Origin of the sequence: Streptomyces sp. 142MFCol3.1 (assembly GCF_000424945.1) — a bacterium.
Classification (GTDB): Bacteria; Actinomycetota; Actinomycetes; order Streptomycetales; family Streptomycetaceae; genus Streptomyces; species Streptomyces siamensis.
Window position 1 is genome coordinate 333048 of the sequence record NZ_AUKV01000001.1, and the last position, 18778, is coordinate 351825.

Genomic DNA, 18778 nt, shown 5'->3' on the forward strand with positions numbered 1-18778 from the left:
ACTTCTCCGTTCACATGCGGTTACTGCTGTCACCGGTGTCCTGGCCGTCACACTCGGTCGCTTCCCCGGGCCGGCGGCCTGCGACCGGGTCCGCCGAGCGGCGGACCGGAGCGGACCCCTGTCGATCCGGGGTCACTGACGAGATATCTTGATGTCGAGCAATGTTGCAGACGTGGAGCGGAGCACCCGGTGACTGACTCGACCATCATCTATACGCACACTGACGAGGCCCCGGCCCTGGCGACGTATTCGTTCCTGCCGGTGGTCCAGGCGTACGCCTCGCAGGCCGGCGTCGCTGTGGAGACCCGCGACATCTCGCTGGCCGGGCGCATCATCGCCCTCTTCCCCGAGTTCCTCTCGGAGGGCCAGCGCATCGCGGACGCCCTGTCGGAGCTCGGTGAGCTCGCCAAGACGCCCGACGCGAACATCATCAAGCTGCCGAACATCTCGGCGTCCATCCCGCAGCTGAAGGCCGCGATCGCCGAGCTCCAGGGGCAGGGCTACGCGCTTCCGGACTACCCGGACGACCCGAAGTCGGACGAGGAGCGCGACATCCGCGCCCGTTACGACAAGGTCAAGGGCAGCGCCGTGAACCCGGTCCTGCGCGAGGGCAACTCCGACCGCCGCGCCCCCGCGTCCGTCAAGAACTACGCCAAGACCCACCCGCACCGCATGGGCAAGTGGACCCCCGAGTCGAAGACGAACGTCGTCACCATGGGCGCCGACGACTTCCGCTCGACGGAGAAGTCCACGGTGATCTCCGAGGCGGGCGCGCTCCGCATCGAGCTGGTCGGCGACGACGGCTCCACCACCGTGCTGCGCGAGTCCGTGCCGGTCCGCGCCGGCGAGGTCGTCGACGCGTCCGTGATGCACGTCGCGCCGCTGCGCGAGTTCCTCACCGCTCAGATCGCCCGTGCCAAGGCCGAGGGCGTGCTCTTCTCCGTGCACCTCAAGGCCACGATGATGAAGGTCTCCGACCCGATCGTCTTCGGCCACGTGGTGCGCGCCTTCTTCCCGAAGACGTTCGCGAAGTACGGCCAGACGCTGGCCGCCGCCGGCCTGACCCCGAACGACGGTCTCGGCGGCATCTTCAAGGGCCTGGAGTCCCTGCCCGAGGGCGCCGAGATCAAGGCCTCCTTCGACGCCGAGCTCGCCGAGGGCCCGGAGCTGGCGATGGTCGACTCCGACAAGGGCATCACCAACCTGCACGTCCCGTCGGACGTCATCGTCGACGCCTCCATGCCGGCCATGATCCGCACCTCGGGCCACATGTGGGGCCCGGACGGCCAGGAGCAGGACACCCTCGCGGTTCTGCCGGACAGCAGCTACGCGGGTGTCTACCAGGTCGTCATCGACGACTGCCGCGCCAACGGCGCCTTCGACCCGTCGACCATGGGCACCGTCCCGAACGTCGGTCTGATGGCGCAGAAGGCCGAGGAGTACGGCAGCCACGACAAGACCTTCGAGATCCCCACCACCGGTACGGTCCGCCTCGTCGACGAGGCCGGCAACGCCGTGCTGGAGCAGACGGTCTCCGCGGGCGACATCTTCCGCGCCTGCCAGACCAAGGACGCCCCGATCAGGGACTGGGTGAAGCTGGCCGTCACCCGTGCCCGCGCGACCGGCGAACCGGCGGTCTTCTGGCTGGACGAGGCCCGCGCGCACGACGCCGTGCTCATCGAGAAGGTCAAGCAGTACCTGCCGGAGCACGACACCGAGGGCCTGGACATCCGCATCCTGTCCCCCGTCGAGGCGACGAAGCTGTCCGTGGAGCGCATCCGCCGCGGCGAGAACACCATCTCCGTCACCGGCAACGTGCTGCGCGACTACCTGACCGACCTGTTCCCGATCCTGGAGCTGGGCACCAGCGCCAAGATGCTGTCGATCGTCCCGCTGATGGCGGGCGGCGGTCTGTTCGAGACCGGTGCCGGCGGCTCCGCCCCGAAGCACGTGCAGCAGCTGGTCAAGGAGAACTACCTGCGCTGGGACAGCCTCGGCGAGTTCCTCGCGCTGGCGTCCAGCTTCGAGCACCTCGCGACGACCACGGGCAACGCTCGCGCCCAGGTCCTCGCCGACACCCTCGACCGCGCCACGGCGACCTTCCTCAACGAGGACAAGTCCCCGACCCGTCGCGTCGGCGGCATCGACAACCGGGGCAGCCACTTCTTCCTGTCCCTGTACTGGGCGCAGGAGCTGGCCGCGCAGACCGACGACGCGGACCTCGCGAAGGCGTTCGGACCGCTCGCCGAGACGCTCGCCGCGCAGCAGCAGACCATCGTCGACGAGCTGATCGCGGTCCAGGGCTCTCCGGCCGAGATCGGCGGCTACTACCAGCCCGACCCCGCCAAGGCCGCCGCGGTCATGCGTCCGTCGGCGACCTGGAACGAGGCGCTGGCGACCCTCGCCTGATCGACGCGCCCCGCCACGGACCCCGGTCCGTGACCGTGCGACGCGCGCGGGCCCTTTGCGGCCCGTGACCGTGACACCTCCGCGGACCTGGTCCGTGACGCGCCGCCCCGGCCGGATCCTCCGGCCGGGGCGGTTTCGTACTGTCGGGGGCGCACGCCTCGGCGCGACCGGGCGACTTCCTCCACGCAAGTGCGTCTGCCAAGTGTCTCGAACCAACTGAAAGGGATGACAGGGCAGTTGGCATGCGGGCACACTTGCGTTGAGCAAGACGCCGAGACGTCCGGTGTGGGGAGGGACGATGGCCACAGCCGGTGGACCGACCGTACGACGCCGTCAGCTCGGGTCCGAGCTGCGCAGACTGCGTGAGCACGCGGGCAAGAAGATCGAGGACGTCGCGGCGCACCTGGAGTGCTCCATGTCCAAGATCAGCCGCGTGGAGACGGGACAGGCGCCCATCAAGGCACGCGACGTCCGGGACCTGCTCCAGTGGTACGGCGTCACCGATCCCGCGCTGACCGAGACGGTCATGCAGATCCACAAGGACGCCCAGCAGCAGGGCTGGTGGGCGCACTACGGGGAGGTGCTGCCCTCGGGCATGGCCACCTACGCGGGCCTGGAGTCCGACGCGCGCGCCCTGCGCTCGTACGAACCCACCTTCGTCCACGGTCTGCTGCAGACCGAGGACTACGCCCGCGCGGTGATCGCCGCCGCCCGGCCCAACGAGCCGTACGAGGTGGACCAGCTGGTGCGCTTCCGCAAGGAACGCCAGGGGCTGCTCACCCGGGAGCCCGAACCGCTGGAGCTGTGGGTCGTGCTGGAGGAGAGCGCGCTGCGCCGCCCGATCGGCGGCCGGGACGTCATGGCGGCCCAGCTCGCCCATCTGGCCGAGACGACGGCCCTGCCGAACGTGACCATCCAGGTCATGCCGACGGCGAAGGGCGCCCACGCGGCGCTCGCCGGGATGTTCTCCCTGCTGGAGTTCGAACCCCGCACGCCCACCGTCGTCTACGTCAACTCCATCGCGGGAAACGTGTACCTGGAGAAGGAGCGCGACGTCCGCACCTTCATCCAGACCTTCGACCTGGTGCGGGCCGCGGCCCCCGATCCGCAGGAGACCCCCGCCACCCTGGAGAAGATCGCAAGGGAGATGTACAGCACATGAGCAGGCACGACGGACAAACAGGCCGGCAGGTCGACCTGAGCGGCGCCGCGTGGCGCAGGAGCCGTCGCAGTTCCGGGAACGGCGCGTGCGTCGAGGTCGCCCTCGTCGAGGGCCTCGTCGCCGTACGGGACTCCAAGGACACCGGCGGCCCCGCGCTCGTCTTCGCCCCCGCCGAGTGGACCGCGTTCCTGGACGCGGCGGGCCACGGCGACGGGGGCCGTACCTGATCCTTCGTCAGCACGGGACCGTCGGCGGGCCGGGGCGGTGAGCAAAGTACCGGAACGTTGCCGCACGTACGAATGGAGTACGACGCGCGGCCGGCCCCTCGGCGCGTCGGGCTGCCCGTGTACCACGTTCGAACCCTCGCGCCCGTCGCGTCCGGCGCCTTCTACACCGCGGAGACCTTCTGGACCGCGGCCGGAGTCGCCGTGGCCGTCCTCATGGGAGGCGGCGCGATCTGGGCCGCGCTGCGCGCCTCGCACCCCAGGCGGCGCCTGACGTACACGACGGGCCACGACCCACTGGTCAACCAGCTCCTCGGCGGCCGTCTGGAGATCCGCCGCAACGGCACCCTGCTGACCGACCCGCACCTGGTGCGGCTGGTGCTCACCAACCCCGGCCGGCGCGACATACCGAGCAGCGCGTTCGACCGGGGGCAGCCGTTCCGCGTGGACCTCGCCGTGCCGTACCTCGAAATGGTCGCCACGGAGTCGGAGCCGAGCGCGGCGCAGCCCCCGCCGGTCTCGGTGCTCGGCTCGGAGCTGAGCATCGGCCCCGGGCGGATCGGCAGCGGCACGACGATCACGTATCTGCTGCTCGTCGACACCGTCCCCTCGTACCACTGCCGGCACTCGCTGCTCGACGTCCGGGTCGAGCAGTTACCCGTGCCGCCCGCTCGGCGCGTGCCCCGCCAGCTCCCCCTCGTGAGGCCGTGACCGCGCCGCGGGGACGGCCGAAGCCACCCGGCGCGGCGGCCCCCTGACACGGGGAAAGGCGCGGGTGACGGGTGGCGGACACGCGTACGGCCGAACCGCCCGCGCGGAAGGGCGACAAGCGCTGCCCGCCTGGGGGATCAGCGGTGGCGGCCCGGAACACCCCCTCATAGCTTCGGCCTATGACCAAACGACAGATGGCCTACCTCGCCTGCACCGCGGTCGTCGTGGCATCGGGTCTGGGCGCCGCCGCCCCGTCCGCCGACCACCTGACGGTGCACCGGGTCAGCCCCGGCGAGTCGATCCAGAAGGCCGTGAACTCCGCCCGGCCGGGGGACACCGTCCTCCTCTCCCCCGGTACCTACCACGAGAGCGTCAGCGTCACGGTGTCGAACCTGACGCTGCGCGGTTCCGACGCCCGGTCCACCGTCATCGTGCCGGACAAGGCCGACAAGAGCAGCACGTGCGCCAGGGCCGGCAACGGCATCTGCGTGACGGGCACCGAGGGCGACCCCGTCACCGGGGTCACCGTCAGGTCACTGACCCTCAGCGGCTTCGCCAAGCAGGGCCTGTGGGCGTCCGGCACCGACCGGCTGACCGTCCGGGACGTGATCTCCGAGAAGAACGGCCAGTGGGGCATCGCCCAGGAGCGGTCCGTCCGCGGGGTGTTCCGCCACAACACCGTCAGGAACAACGGCGACGCCGGACTGTTCGTGTCCAACACCGTCGACACCGAAGAGGGCGCCCGGGACGCCAAGGGCACGGTGATCAGCCACAACCTGACATCCGGGAACCGGATCGGTGTCACGGTGCGACGGCTGCGCAACCTGAGCGTCGACCACAACGAGGCCACGGGCAACTGCACCGCGGTGTTCGTCGTCGGCGACGAGAACAAGCCGCGCGTCGGAGCCCTGAGCATCGACCACAACTACGTCCACGCCAACAACAAGTACTGCGCCAAGACCCCCCGCCTGCCCTTCCTCCAAGGCTCGGGCATCGTCCTGACCGGTGCCGAGGACGCGCGCGTGACGAAGAACAGGGTGGAGGACAACGTCGGCAACTCCCCGCTGTCCGGAGGCATCGTCCTCTTCAAGAGCTTCGTCGGCGCGCAGAACCGGAACAACGTGATCCGCGACAACGTCGTGCTGCGCAACGGCGCGGCCGACCTGGCCAACCGGGACACCGGCAAGGGCAACACCTTCCTCGGCAACCGGTGCGCGGTCTCCCAGCCCTCCGGCATGTGCTGACCGGCCCCTCCCTCACCCCCCACAGAGCACGACAGCAGAAGCGAGGCAATGGATGACCACGGTTGAGCAGGCTCCCCCACCGTCCATGCGGTTCAGGGAGCTCGTTTTCGGCGCGGCCCGCGCCGCCGCCGTCCGGGCCGCGGCCCGCCTGGGCGTGGCCGACGCCCTCGACGACAAGCCCATGAGCGCGGAGGACCTGGCGGCGGCGGTGAAGACGCAGCCGAAGACGCTGCGCCGGCTGCTGCGCGCCCTGACCTGCCAGGGTGTCTTCGCGGAGCGCCCCGACGGCACCTTCGTCCACACGGAGATGTCCCGGCTGCTGCGCGAGGACGACCCGCAGAGCCTGCGGTACATCGCCCTGTGGTGCACCGAGCCCTGGACGTGGAACGTGTGGCCGAAGCTCGACGAGGCGGTCCGCTCCGGCCACAACGTCTTCGAGGACGTGTACGGCAAGGAGTTCTTCGACTACCTCAACAACGACGCCCCCGAGTCGGCGCACGTGTTCAACCGGGCCATGACGACGTCCAGCGAGCAGTCGGCACGTGACGTCGCCGCCCTGCTCGACCTGAGCGGCGTGTCCTCGGTCGCGGACATCGGCGGCGGCCAGGGCCAGGTCGTGGCCAGCCTGCTGGAGAAGCACCCCTCGATGCACGGCACGCTGCTCGACCTGCCCGGGGTGGTGGAGAACGCCGACCCGCGCCTGCGCGACGGAGGCCCGCTCGCCGACCGGGTGCGCATCGTGGCCGGCGACTGCCGCAAGGACATCCCCGTCCAGGCGGACGTCTACATCATCAAGAACATCCTGGAGTGGGACGACAACAGCACCCGCAGAGCGCTGGCGAACGTCCGGAAGGCGGCCCGGCCCGGTGCCCGGGTCGTCGTCATCGAGAACCTCGTGGACGACACCCCGTCGATGGGGTTCACCACGGCCATGGACCTGCTGCTGCTGCTCAACGTGGGCGGCGCGAAGCACACCCGGCAGAGCATGGTCGACAGACTGACGGACGCCGGCCTGGTCATCGGTGAGGTCCGCCCGGTCAACCCGTATCTGCACGCCTTCGAGTGCACCACACCCGCCTGATCCTCCCCGGTCTTTCCCGGTAGACCCGAGGCCGCCGGTTCCGCTTCGTCGCGGAGCCGGCGGCCTCGGGTCTGTCGCTGCGTGGGTCAGGAGGCGGGCTCCCGCTCCCAGCGGTAGAAGCAGTGCGCCATGGCGTCCTTGGGGCTGCGCCATGTCTGCGGGTCGTACGCGCTGACGTACGCCGACAGCTGCTCGCTGATGCTGCGGAACTCGGGGTGCCCGGCCACCTTCGCGATGGCCGGCGCTGGGTCCTGCTCCGACTCGACGAGGTGCAGGTACACATCACCGAACTGGAAGAGGCTGCGCCGGTCGACGCCGATCAGGTGCGGGAGCTCACCGCGGTCGGAGGCGGCGAACACGTCGGCGATCGCGGGCGCCGAGCCGGGCGCCATGCGGGCGACGATCAGGGCGTGGTGCATCGGGGGTCGTCCTTCCTCGTCCTGCGGTCAGCGGGGCATGGCGGGCGCGCTCTGGCGTTCACGCGCCGCCTTCTCGATCTTGTCGCGGATGAGAGCCATCTGCGTGACGGAGTTGCGGTTGATGTTGTCCGTCATCCAGTCGTCGTCGACCGGAGCGTCGGGCTTCATCGCGAAGTCCTGCACCCAGTGCATGTGGACGCCGTCGGCGGTCTCCTCGTACTCCCACCGGATGTTCATGTGGGCGAAGGGGCCCGTCTCGACGCGGCGCGCCCGCACCGTCCGGTTGGCGCGGTCCACGGTGCGCTCCGACACCCAGCTCCAGACCGTGCCGTTCTCGTCCGGGTGCATGGTCAGGCGGAAGGTCGTCGAGTCGCCCTCGCGGGAGAGGACGTCGACGGACGCGTACTCGCTGAACAGGCGGGGCCAGTTCTCGATGTCGTTGGTCATGTCCCAGACCAGGTCGAGAGGGGCGTCGATGGTGATGCTGTTCTCGGTGTGTCCGGCCACTTCAGGCTCCAGTCTGGAGGGTGGTGTTCACGAGGTCGAGGAACTCCCGCGGCGTCCTGCAGCGCTCCGCGTCGACGGGCAGCGGCCGGCTGTACTGGTTCTCCAGTTCGCCGACGATGCCCAGCAGGCCGAGCGAGTCGAGTCCGAGGGTGCCGAACGGCGAGTCGGACGACTTCGCGAGCTCCATGGGGTCGACGGTTACACCGGCCGCCTTCTTCATCAGCGTGGCCAGTTCGCCGACAGTCACTTCGGTGATCATGTCTGTTCTCCCTTCCCGCCCGGTCCTACCGGGCAAAGTCGCCGCCGCGGCGCACGACCAGCGCCGCGTTGGAGCCCATGAGTCCCCGGGAGAGGACCAGGGCCGTGTGCAGCTCGGCGGGGCGAGCCTTGGAGGTCACCAGGTCGAGGTCGTGGCAGATGTCGAACACGTTCGGGGTGGGCGGTACCTGACCGTGTTCCATGGCGAGCACCGCCGCCGCCGTGTCCAGAACGGGTGCCGCGCAGTAGCTGCGCCCGATCCCGGTCTTGGGAGCCGTGACGGGCACGCGGGTACCGTGCGCGCCCAGCGCGTCGGCGATGGCCAGCGCCTCGGCACGGTCCGCCTCGGGTACGCCGAAGGCGTCGGCGAAGACGACGTCGATCTCCTCCGGCGCGCAGCCCGCTTCGTCGAGGGCGACCCGGATCGCCTGCGCGAGTCCCTCACGGGACTTGTCCCAGCGAGAGGCTCCGGTGAAGGTGGCGCCGTGTCCGGCCACGGTGGCCCGGACGGGCGTGCCGCGCTCGCGGGCGTGCTCCTCGTCCTCCACGACGAGGATGGCGCCGCCCTCCGCGGGTACGAAACCGCAGGCACCCGAGGTGAAGGGCCGGTAGGCCCGCTCGGGGTCCTCCACGGTGCTGAGCTCGGGGTAACCGAGCTGGCAGACCATCGAGTAGGGGGCGAGGGGCGCCTCCGCGGCTCCGACGACCACCGCGTCCGTGCCGCGCCTCACCACACGGGCCGCGAGCGCGATGGAGTCCAGGCCGCCGGCCTCGTCGCTGGCGACCACACCGCAGGGACCCTTGAAGCCGCTGCGGATGGAGATCTGGCCGGTGCTCGCGGCGTAGAACCAGGCGATGGACTGGTACGGGCCGACGAAGCGGGAGCCCTGTCCCCACAGCTTCTGGAGTTCCCGCTGACCGAACTCGCCGCCGCCGGACCCGGCCGCGGTGACCACGCCGATCGAATAGGGCTCCGCGGCGTCTCCGTTTCCGAGCCCGGCGTCCTCGAGGGCGAGGGCGGCCGCGGCCATCGCGAAGTGGCTGAACCGGTCGGTCTGGACGAGGAACCGCTCCTCGATGAGGGCCGCGGCGTCGAAGGTCCGGACCTCGCCCGCGACGCGGAGCGGAAGGTGCCCGCATCCCTCGCGGGTGATCCGGTCGAGTACACCGAGGCCTTCCCTGACGGACTTCCAGTAGGCTTCGGCGCTCAGGCCGTTGGGCGCGATCACACCGATGCCGGTGATGGCCGCACCCCGGGGGCGCTCAGTGCTCATCTTGTCCTCCCGCTCCTCCCGCCCGGCCCGGTCAGGAGCACCGCGGACTGGAAGCCGCCGAATCCGCTGCCCACGGAGAGCACGTTGTTCAGCTTCCGCGGACGTGCGTTGCGCGGCACGTAGTCCAGATCGCACTCGGGGTCGGGGGTCTCGTAGTTCGCCGTCGGCGGCACCACCTGGTTCTTCAGTGCCAGGACGCAGGCGACCACCTCGATCGCGCCGATCGCGCCGAGCGAGTGCCCCACCATGGATTTGATGGAGCTCATGGGCGTGTCGTAGGCGTGGGCACCCAGGGACCGCTTGACCGCCGCGGTCTCGTGCCGGTCGTTCTGCCGGGTTCCGGAGCCGTGCGCGTTGACGTAGTCGATCAGGGTGGGGTCGAGACGGGCCTGGTCGAGCGTGGTGTCGATCGCCCGGGCCATCTCCAGTCCCTCGCTGGTCAAACCGGTCATGTGGTAGGCGTTGCCGTAGGTGGCGTAGCCGCTGATCTCGCAGTAGATGTGCGCACCACGGGCACGGGCGTGCTCGTACTCCTCCAGGACGAGGACGGCGCCGCCCTCACCCATGACGAAGCCGTTGCGGTGCGCGTCGAAGGGCCGGGAGGCGTGCTCCGGGTCGTCGTTGTTGGGCGACGTCGCCTTGATGGCGTCGAAGCAGGCCATGGTGATCGGGGATATCGGGGAGTCGGACGCGCCGGCTATGCAGACGTCCGCCCGGCCCTCCTCGACGGTGTGGAAGGCGTAGCCGACCGCGTCGAGTCCGGACGTGCATCCGGTGGAGACGGTCTGGACGGGCCCCTGGGCACCGAACTGTTCGGCCACGACGGAGGCGAGCGTGCTGGGCGAGAACGCCTTGTGCAGCTGTGGCTCGGCCGTGCGGTGGTCCACGTCCCACCGTCGGCCCCGCTCGCTGACCAGGACGTAGTCGTGTTCCAGGCGGGTGGTGCCGCCGACGGCGCTGCCCAGTGAGACGCCTACGCGCCAGGGGTTCTCCTGGCCGGTGTCGAGTCCGGAGTCGCGTACGGCTTCCCGGGCGGCGACCACGGCGAACTGTATGTACCGGTCGGCGTGGTCTCGCAGGTCGGGGTCGAAGCCCTGCTCGAGCGGGTCGAAGTCGCATTCGGCGGCTATGCGCGAGCGCAGACCCGTCGGATCGAACAGCGTGATGCCGCGGGTCGCGGTGCGGCCGTTGGCGAGGAGGTCCCAGAACGCCGTCGCTCCGGTGCCGCCCGGAGCGACCACACCGATACCGGTGACGGCCACCCGCCGGGTCACTTTATGGCCCCACTTCGCTCGGACGGCCGTCCGTTGTCTGGCGCGGACAGGTCCGCTCCGGCGGTGGCCATCGCGCGGCCGGGCACGGCGTCGTCGGTCTCCTCCGTGTCGACGTGGCCGAGGCTCGGACGGGGAGCGAGCGGGCCCAGGTGGAAGACCATGCGGGCTTCGGTGTCGCCGACGTTGCGGAAGCGGTGGCGCATGTTGATCGGGATCAGGAGGCCCTGCTCGGGCTGCAGCGCGTACGCCTCGTCGTCCAGGTCCACCTCCAGCTTGCCGTTGACGACGTACACGAACTCCTCGGAGTACGGGTGGTAGTGCTCGCCGATGCGCTCACCGGGCTGGATGATGGCCAGCCCCATGAAGCCGCTGGTGGAGCCGGCGGTGGCGGGCGTGAGCATGGCCCGGATGTCGCCGCCGCGCCTGGTGTTGGGCTCTGTCTCGCTCAGGTCCACGATGCGTGGATGCTTCTTGATCATGGTTCTTCCCTCCGGTGTTGCAGTGACGGACGGGTGGGGCGGCCCCGGTGCGGGGCCGCCTTGTCCGTCAGGAGTCGGCCGAGCTGCGGTCGGTGATGGGCAGCATGTCGGCGTGCGACAGGAGGCGGTTGATGTTGCGTTCCGTCTCCAGGGAGCCCTCGACACCGATGGCCGCACCGTCGAGGAGTCGCTCCAGCTCCGCCGCCTTCTTCTGCCCCTTGAGGCCGAGGGAGGCGACGGGGTCGGCGTCGAAGTCGCCCACGACGTCGATCAGACGGACGACGATGTCGTCCCGCTGGAACACGGTGCTGCCGTACACGGGGCTCTTCGGGTCGTCCGCCGCCGCCTCGTCCTGGTGGGCGAGGAGCCGGGCCAGGTCCATCCCGCAGCCCCGCTTGGCCGGGTAGAACAGCGCGTGGCGCCGCAGATCGGCCGGGGCCGGCCCGCCGCACACCACGTGGTGCACCGCCGGGAGCGCCGCCCGGGTGAAGAAGACCCGCGCCGAGTCGTCGTCGGTCAGGTCCCGCTCCTGCTCCAGGTACGGGTTGATGGCCTCCTCGACCGCCCGTACCTCCGGCTGCCGCGCCACGTGACGCAGGGCCACGAGCAGGTCGCCCTCGACCTCCACGGCACGCACGACACGGTTGCCGTGCATGAACAGAGAGGTACGGCGCAACCGGGTGGTGTCGTCCACCCGTGCCTCGGGGGACTGGTATCCGGCGAGGATCTCGGCGACCTTCGACTCCGAACCGGGCTTCACGGTGAAAGTGAGGGCGTGGCGTGCCACACCGTCACCCACGCGGGCCTCCACCTGCATGTCCGGCCTGCCCTGCGTCGCCTCGTGCGGCTGGCTCGGGCTGGTCTCCCGCAGAATGCTGTAGCGCATCGAACGGGTGTCCCGAACGCAGTTGTGCATCGGCCGTACGGTCTCGACGTGCTCCTCGCTGTTCACCCAGGCGAGGAAGGGCGGGGCGCTCTCCCACTCACTGGTGATGAGCCACTGCGAGGGGTTCTCGATCGACTGGCAGAGCTGGTCGCTGATGTGGCCGGGAACCGAAGCGACCTGGTTGCGCATGTGCTCGTACGCGTCCAGGAATTGCTGCTGGGCACCTTCGTACAGGTCCAGCAGCAGGATCACCCGAAGCCTGGAGCCGTCGAACGCCGACTGCGATATGCGTCCCGAAGTGGTCATCCGGCACACCTCTTCTCTTCTTTCACGATTGGTCAGGAACGACCGCCGTGCCCGAAAGGCCGGGGTCGCCATGAGCCGATCGTTAGTGGGAGTCCCGAAGTGCGCGAGCCCCACGGTGCGGACGAGTGAACCGCGTGTCATCCGGGTGCCCCGACCGCGCGAACGGGCCCGCACAGGGCATGGAACCTGCATCCCCATCCCTGACTCGTGTCGCAGGTGGCACTGGAGGCGATCAATGAACCGATTGGAAGAGGCCGGCGAGGTCGGTCACCACACGCCCGTCCTCATCGTCGGCGGATCCCTGGTGGGGTTGTCCACCTCGTTGTTCCTGGGGCGTCTGGGTGTGCCGCACACACTCGTCGAGCGTCATTCGGGGACGTCGATCCACCCCCGCGGGCGCGGCAACAACGTGCGCACGATGGAGCTGTTCCGGGTGGCCGGGGTGCAGCGGCGCATCGAGGAGGCCGCGTCGATCCTGGCGGAGAACCACGGCATCATGCAGACGCCGAGCCTGGTGGGCGACGCCGGTGAGTGGCTGTTCAAGCAGATCGACCCGGGTGGCGGGCTCGCCCGCTTCAGCCCCGCGGCGTGGTGCCTGTGCAGCCAGAACGACCTTGAGCCGGTGTTGCTGCGCAGCGCCCGGGAGCTGGGCGGAGATCTGCGCTACTCCACGGAGTTGATGTCGTTCGAGCAGGACTCGGACGGGGTCACCGCCCGGGTGAAGAGCCGCGAGACGGGCGAGCACACGACCATCCGCGCGGACTATCTCGTCGCCGCGGACGGTCCGCGCAGCCCCATCCGGGAGAGTCTGGGCATCGGGCACACCGGCCCGGGTGACCTGTTCCACAACGTGAGCGTCACCTTCACCTCGCGCCGCCTCGCGGACTTCGTAGGCGACCGGCGCTTCATCGTGTGCTACCTGACCAGCGAGAACGCCGACGGTGCCCTGCTTCCGGTCGACAACAAGGAGCACTGGGTCTTCCACGCCCCATGGCACCCCGAACACGGCGAGACGCTGGAGGAGTTCACCGACGAGCGGTGCGCGGAGCACATCAGGCGGGCCGTGGGCGTACCGGACCTCGATGTGGAGATCACCGGCAGGGCCGCCTGGCACGCCGCGGAGCGGGTCGCCGAACGGTACGGGGAGGGGCGGGTGTTCCTCGCGGGCGACTCGGCCCACGAGATGTCCCCGACCGGCGCCTTCGGCTCGAACACCGGTATCCAGGACGCCCACAACCTGGCCTGGAAGCTGGCCGCGGTACTCGGCGGCTGGGCCGGTCCCGAGCTGCTCACGTCCTACGACGCCGAACGCCGTCCGGTCGCGCAGGCGACGAGCGCGCGTGCCTCGTCCCGTTCGGTCGAGCACAGCCACCCCGGCTACACGCCCGAGCCCGGAGTCGGCGGCCCCGCGGGCCCGGGTGGTCCCGGTGCGCCTTCCGGCCAGGGCGGTCCCGGAGGGCCCGGCGGACCTGGCGCGGCTGCCGGCCGGGGTCCGGGACGACCGGGCGGACCCGGTGGACCCGGTGGACCCGGCGGACCCGGTGCGGCTGCCGGCCGTGGTCCGGGCGGGCCGGGCGGTCCCGGTGGACCCGGGGGACCCGGTGGCGGGATCCTCAACGTGGCGCTGGCTTACCGGTACCCCCGGGGCGCGGTCCTCGGCGCCGACCCGGCGCTGCCGATCGTGCCCGAGGGCATGCGTCTGAACGGCGAGCCCGGCAGCCGCGCGCCGCACATGTGGCTCGACAGCTCCGGTGCGAGGGTCTCCACCCTCGACCTGTACGAGCGGACGCCGGTGCTGCTGAGCGCGGCGGGCGGCGCCTGCGACTGGCACGCCGCGGCGAAGGAGGTCGCGCGGCGGATGTCCGTGCCGCTCGAGTCGTACCGGGTCGGAGCGGGCCCCGACGCGGAGTTGATCCCGGAGGGCGATGCCGACTGGGCCGCGGTCCACGGCGTCACCGCGGACGGCGCGGTGCTGGTCCGTCCGGACGGATTCGTCGCCTGGCGCTCGGAAGGGGCGGTGGCGGATCCCGCGACCGCGCTGCGTGAGGTACTCGCGGCGGTCCTGGACCGCCGCTGACCCCCGGTCACGCCCTTCGGCGTGACCAGGAACGGGAGGCCGTGCCGGAACAGTCCGGCACGGCCTCCCGTGTGCGGCCTTCCGCGTGCGGCCTTGCTCGTGCGGCCTTGCCTGTGCGGCCTTGTTTGTGCGGCCTCCGCCCCACCGGTCAGCGCAGGTCGGCGCGGGCCGGGCTGTCGTCGAGGAAGCCGCCCGACTGGTGCTGCCACAGTTTCGCGTACGCGCCCTCCGAGGCGAGCAGCTCCTGGTGGGTGCCCTGCTCCACGATCCGTCCCCGGTCCAGGACGACGAGCCGGTCCATCGCGGCGACCGTGCTCAGCCGGTGCGCCACCACGAGCGTGGTCCGCCCCTCCATGAGCCGCCACAGCGCCTCCTGCACGAGAATCTCGCTCTCCGAGTCCAGCGCGCTGGTCGCCTCGTCGAGCAGCAGGATCGGGGCGTCGCGCAGGATCGCCCTGGCGAGGGCGACGCGCTGGCGCTGACCGCCGGACAGCTTGACGCCGCGCTCGCCCACCATCGTCTCGAAGCCCTCCGGCAGCGCGTCGGCGAACTCCGTCACGTGGGCCGCCTCGGCCGCGCGGCGCATCTCGGCGTCGGTGGCGTCGGGGCGGGCGAACATGATGTTGTCCCGCAGCGTGCGGTGGAACATCGCCGGGTCCTGCGGCACATAGGCGATCAGGCTCCGCAGGTCGGCCTGGCGCAGCCTGCTGATGTCCTGACCACCGATCAGGATCCGTCCGGCGTCGATGTCGGTCATCCGCAGCAGCAGCCGGGTGAGCGTGGTCTTCCCGCCGCCTGAGCGGCCGACGAGGCCGATCTTCGCCCCGCTGTGCACGGCCAGGTCGAGGTCCGCGAAGAGCGGCTCGGCCCCCGCGTGGGCGAACGTCACCTTCTCGAAGCGGACGTCCGAGGCCCGGGAGGTCAGCGGTTCCGGCGTCGCCGGGTCGAGCACGGTGGGCGGTGTCAGCAGCAGTGCGGTGAACTGCGCGGCCTCCGTCATCGAGCTCTCCAGGCGGCGGTAGATCTGGTTGAACTCGAACATGATCCGCGTCGCGTTCGTGTAGTACGTGAAGGCGACGACGACGGTCTCCACGCCCTGTCCGCTGCCGCTGAGCGTGACCGCGAGCAGCAGGCCCAGCGCGTTGGTCAGCACGGACATCGGCGCGACGAGCGTGTCGATGCGCAGGTTGCCGTAGTCCCACGACCGCAGGGTGAGCCGCCGTGACGTCGCGACGCGGGAGCGGTGCTCGGCGGCCTCGCGCTCCTCGGCGGCGAAGGCGCGGACCGTGTCCATGTTCATCAGGCTGTCGGCGACATGGCCGGACACCCGGGCGATCGCCTCCTCGCGCTGGTCGACGAGAGCCTGCCGTCGGCGGATGAGGGGCGCCGCGCACAGAGCGGTCAGCGCGATCATCAGCAGGAGCCCGACGACGAGCAGCGGCTCGTAGCGCCAGAGCACGACCGACCCGAACAGCAGCGGCACGAACCTGCCCACCAGCTGGAAGGTCATCGTGTCGACGAACTCCTCGAAGCGGGAGGCGAAGCTCAGGACCCGCTTGGTCAGCGCACCGGCGAAGTTGTCGTGGAAGAACGCGGCGTCCTTGGCGAACAGCTCGTCCATGCCGATCACGTAGAGCCGCTCGACGCCGTGGGCGGCGAGACGGTTCAGGCAGTGCAGTCCGATGCGCCAGAACGTCTCGGCGAGCAGCAGCACTGCGGCGAAGCCGAGGACGTAGGGCAGTGTGGAGCCGAAGCCGGTGTCGGCGTCGTCGGCTATCCGGCCGACGAGCTTCGCGACGACCAGCGGCGCCACGTAGTTGATGCCGATGTTGCCGAGCGCCGGCAGCAGCATGGCGGGGAGCGTCAGCCGCCGGAGCCGGGCCAACTCCCGTCCGTAGTAGCGAAGGGCGAGGAGCACCGAGCCCCTGCCCGGGGATACCTCGCGCGATTCAGGCGATCCCATCCCAACCCTGTGTCGTCGTGTGGCAGCCCGCCACGGGAGCTCCCGCGGAGCTGCGGTCGTCTCGATGGCCGTGCGGAACTGCGGTCCGGGTGAGCGCCCCGGTCCGGGGCGCCCTCCGACCGGCGGGGCATGTCGACGGATCCCCCGCGCGGCTCTCGGGGGCGGCGATGCAGGCAGGTCGGACATCGCATTTTCCCGCGAGGGCACCTGGCCGGGCCAAGCGTTTTTCTCGGCCATCGGCACCTCGCGCTCCGGGGCGCCCACGGGTGGACGGGGCGGGTTCGCGGGTGTCCCGTGTGTCCGGCCGTCAGCCGTGCGCCGGACGGGGCGATCGCGGCCGGCTCGGGCGATGCGGCGGCATGCCCGGCACCAGGCCGGATGACGACGTACGAAGGGCCCCCGCGGATTTCCGCCCGCGAAGGCCCTTCATGCTGTCGGGACGACAGGATTTGAACCTGCGACCCCTTGACCCCCAGTCAAGTGCGCTACCAAGCTGCGCCACGTCCCGATGCGTCCCACCCGGGCTGCCCCGGGTGATCGTGCAGGTAAACCCTACCGCACGTGCGTGGATGGCCGTGCACACGTCGTGACGGCCGCTTCCGCCGGTCCGGGGTGCGGAACCGTGCGGGCGGTCGGTCCCCGCCGTCCAGGTCGGCGGCCGCGGCCCGCAATGCGTCGGCCAGGCGTGCCGCCGGTTGCGGCAGGAGGCGCGGGAGGCGGGCCAGGACGAGCCGGTGCGCGCGGACCAGGAAGGGGGGCGCCCCGGTCGCGGGGGTGGACGTCGTGGTGTCGAACGCGAGCGCTCCGCTCACCCCCGACCGGTCGCAGGCCGAGCAGGCCGGCGCCGCGTGCGGGAGGCCCTCCGCGGCGGCAGGAGGAGCTCCTGCGCCGGTGACCGGGGTACGCCCCTGTGACCTGGGGCCGGTGGTGAGGGCACCCGAGGCGCCGACCGCCACCGGCCCCGCCGGTCATGCGTTGGGGTCGAAGGGGATGCCGGCCGGCTTGGCCTTCTCCAGGTGGGAGTTGAAGTTGCCGTCCTTGAGGCCGAAGTGGGCGCTGCCGAAGTCGTAGGCGCTCAGTTTGTCGCGCAGTCCGGCGGGGTAGCCGTTCCAGCCGACCAGGGTGGGGAACTGCCAGGTGTGCTGGTGGTTCTCCGGCGGTTCGTCGTTGGAGTTGGCGGGCCGGAAGCAGTGGGTGCCGATGCCGTCCTTGTGGTAGACGACCTTGGGATGCGTGCCGTCCCAGCGGATCTGGTCACGGCCGTAGATGTTGAAGTCGCCGTGGGCTGAGGTGGACACGTACTTGGCCTCGTTGTCCTGGACCCACACCACGACGTGCTCCCAGTCGTTGCGGTGTCCGCCGAGGCCGCTGCCGGGGAGGGCCTGGTCCTTCTCGAAGTAGAGGCCGTACATGATGGCGCACCAGCCGTTGTTGCACTTCTCGCGGGAGTAGCCGTTGGTGTTGTCGAGGTCCCAGGAGTCGTGGCACTGGCCGTTGAGGGCGCCGGACGGCTTGAGCCCGCCGTTGATGGCGCCGTCGGGACCGATGGCGGGGGTCGGGTAGCAGCCGTCGGTGTCGTAGTCGTAGGCCGGCTGGAACGTCTGCTCCAGTCCGTCCGCGTTCGCGGGCAAGGACTTCGGGGGGTCGGCGAGCGCGCTGCCGGGGACGGCGACGACCAGCGCGACGGCGCTGCCGAGGATGAACGAGGCCTTGCGGATCCGCGAGCTTCTCTTCACTGCGTCCTCCTGATGGACCGCGGCGTGGGGGCAGGCAGGCCAGGCGGTCATTTTGGCATGCCCAGATCAGCTTTCCAGGGCGCATACGGAAAACGCCAGCGTCAGGAGGTGTCACAGCGATGAAGGAAGGACCAATTGACGGGTGGGGCAGCCCGGTTGACCACGCGGCGGTGCCCGAGGAGCGCCCGGCACGGGGGCACTGGCGATGACGTCGCCGACGGCGGCGCGGTGCGGACGCTCCGGACTCCCGCCGGCAGGGGACGGCGCGGAGGTGAACTTCCCGCCCGAACCTCCCTTGTCCGGAGCCGATATGACGGCTCGTCGGGTGTGACTGTCGTAGGACCTCACCTTCATCGAGGTCTTGCGGGCCTTGCCGCCGGCCACACCCGCCCGCGCGACGGCTGTCGAGGTGGCCGCGGGTTCGGGAGCGGCGACCACGGCCGCCGCCGTGCGGGCGGCCGCGGGGCCGGAGATCTCGGCACCCCGGGAGTGCCCGGGCGCCGGGGACGCCACGGGCTCCGAGGAGCAGCCGACGGCAAGAAGGAGGGCGGATGCGGCAAGTACGGGCATGACGTCACGCGAGGGCCACTTGCGGATGCGCAAGAGGGGGTGGGGGGTGAAGGTGGATTACCAGCGGGTAACCAGTGGTGAGCCCTCCATGAACCCGTGAAGCACTGCTTCACCTTCGGTCCGTTCAGGGGGTGATGTGCGCCACGCCCCCGACGACCGAACGGCACCCTTCGCACCAACCACACTTGCTTTTAAAAC

17 protein-coding genes and 1 tRNA gene are annotated in these 18778 nt (G+C 70.6%); 7 read left to right on the forward strand and 11 right to left on the reverse strand.

Annotated features, from left to right (window positions below):
- Positions 1-189: 189 nt before the first annotated feature.
- The 6 genes from H305_RS0101420 to H305_RS0101445 all read left to right on the forward strand — a co-directional run bounded on the left by H305_RS0101420 (position 190) and on the right by H305_RS0101445 (position 6831).
- Positions 190-2409: an NADP-dependent isocitrate dehydrogenase gene (locus tag H305_RS0101420; protein WP_028798833.1), complete on the forward strand. Its 2220-nt coding sequence runs from the start codon at positions 190-192 to the stop codon at positions 2407-2409.
- 298 nt (positions 2410-2707) lie between these two features.
- Positions 2708-3571, forward strand: coding sequence for a helix-turn-helix domain-containing protein (locus H305_RS0101425; RefSeq protein ID WP_028798834.1), 864 nt, complete (start codon positions 2708-2710; stop codon positions 3569-3571).
- On the forward strand, positions 3568-3798 hold the full coding sequence (locus H305_RS0101430; protein ID WP_037761976.1) for a DUF397 domain-containing protein: 231 nt from the start codon (positions 3568-3570) through the stop codon (positions 3796-3798). The genes H305_RS0101425 and H305_RS0101430 overlap by 4 nt, the downstream gene beginning before the upstream one ends.
- 117 nt (positions 3799-3915) lie before the next feature.
- Positions 3916-4506: a hypothetical protein gene (locus H305_RS0101435; RefSeq protein WP_158690462.1), complete on the forward strand. Its 591-nt coding sequence runs from the start codon at positions 3916-3918 to the stop codon at positions 4504-4506.
- 179 nt (positions 4507-4685) lie between these two features.
- The gene (locus H305_RS0101440) at positions 4686-5750 is read left to right on the forward strand and encodes a right-handed parallel beta-helix repeat-containing protein (protein ID WP_028798837.1); all 1065 of its coding nucleotides are present in this window, start codon (positions 4686-4688) and stop codon (positions 5748-5750) included.
- 52 nt (positions 5751-5802) lie between these two features.
- A complete protein-coding gene (locus H305_RS0101445) occupies positions 5803-6831 on the forward strand; it encodes a methyltransferase (RefSeq protein ID WP_028798838.1) in 1029 nt (342 codons plus the stop codon).
- Between the two features lie 86 nt (positions 6832-6917).
- Here the strand turns inward: H305_RS0101445 and H305_RS0101450 are convergent, their stop codons facing one another.
- From H305_RS0101450 to H305_RS0101480, 7 genes are all read right to left on the reverse strand, one after another.
- Positions 6918-7250 carry a TcmI family type II polyketide cyclase gene (locus H305_RS0101450; RefSeq protein WP_028798839.1) on the reverse strand — a complete coding sequence of 111 codons (333 nt, stop codon included), beginning with the start codon at positions 7248-7250 and terminating at the stop codon, positions 6918-6920.
- Between the two features lie 27 nt (positions 7251-7277).
- Entirely contained in the window at positions 7278-7757 is a 480-nt protein-coding gene (locus H305_RS0101455) for an SRPBCC family protein (protein ID WP_028798840.1), read from the reverse strand.
- A 1-nt stretch (position 7758) separates the two neighbouring features.
- Positions 7759-8016 (reverse strand): phosphopantetheine-binding protein, encoded by a 258-nt coding sequence (locus H305_RS0101460; RefSeq protein ID WP_028798841.1) that lies wholly within the window; start codon positions 8014-8016, stop codon positions 7759-7761.
- Positions 8017-8041: 25 nt separating this feature from the next.
- Positions 8042-9289: a ketosynthase chain-length factor gene (locus tag H305_RS0101465; protein WP_028798842.1), complete on the reverse strand. Its 1248-nt coding sequence runs from the start codon at positions 9287-9289 to the stop codon at positions 8042-8044.
- The gene (locus H305_RS0101470) at positions 9286-10563 is read right to left on the reverse strand and encodes a beta-ketoacyl-[acyl-carrier-protein] synthase family protein (protein ID WP_028798843.1); all 1278 of its coding nucleotides are present in this window, start codon (positions 10561-10563) and stop codon (positions 9286-9288) included. Before H305_RS0101470 ends, H305_RS0101465 begins: the two co-directional genes overlap by 4 nt.
- Positions 10560-11042 (reverse strand): cupin domain-containing protein, encoded by a 483-nt coding sequence (locus H305_RS0101475; RefSeq protein ID WP_028798844.1) that lies wholly within the window; start codon positions 11040-11042, stop codon positions 10560-10562. Before H305_RS0101475 ends, H305_RS0101470 begins: the two co-directional genes overlap by 4 nt.
- Before the next feature lie 67 nt (positions 11043-11109).
- Positions 11110-12234, reverse strand: a complete 1125-nt coding sequence (locus H305_RS0101480; protein ID WP_028798845.1) for a SchA/CurD-like domain-containing protein — start codon at positions 12232-12234, stop codon at positions 11110-11112.
- Positions 12235-12469: 235 nt separating this feature from the next.
- On the opposite strand from H305_RS0101480, the gene H305_RS0101485 reads away from it, so the two are divergent.
- Positions 12470-14311, forward strand: a complete 1842-nt coding sequence (locus tag H305_RS0101485) for an FAD-dependent oxidoreductase (RefSeq protein WP_028798846.1) — start codon at positions 12470-12472, stop codon at positions 14309-14311.
- A 148-nt stretch (positions 14312-14459) separates the two neighbouring features.
- On the opposite strand, the gene H305_RS0101490 is transcribed toward H305_RS0101485, so the two are convergent.
- The 4 genes from H305_RS0101490 to H305_RS53175 all read right to left on the reverse strand — a co-directional run bounded on the left by H305_RS0101490 (position 14460) and on the right by H305_RS53175 (position 18580).
- Complete coding sequence (locus H305_RS0101490; RefSeq protein WP_051370318.1) at positions 14460-16274, reverse strand: ABC transporter ATP-binding protein; 1815 nt, start codon at positions 16272-16274, stop codon at positions 14460-14462.
- A 434-nt stretch (positions 16275-16708) separates the two neighbouring features.
- Positions 16709-16782 (reverse strand) — tRNA-Pro (locus H305_RS0101495).
- A 460-nt stretch (positions 16783-17242) separates the two neighbouring features.
- A complete protein-coding gene (locus tag H305_RS0101500; RefSeq protein WP_028798848.1) occupies positions 17243-18010 on the reverse strand; it encodes an NPP1 family protein in 768 nt (255 codons plus the stop codon).
- 111 nt (positions 18011-18121) lie between these two features.
- Positions 18122-18580, reverse strand: a complete 459-nt coding sequence (locus H305_RS53175) for a hypothetical protein (RefSeq protein ID WP_158690463.1) — start codon at positions 18578-18580, stop codon at positions 18122-18124.
- Positions 18581-18778: the final 198 nt, after the last annotated feature.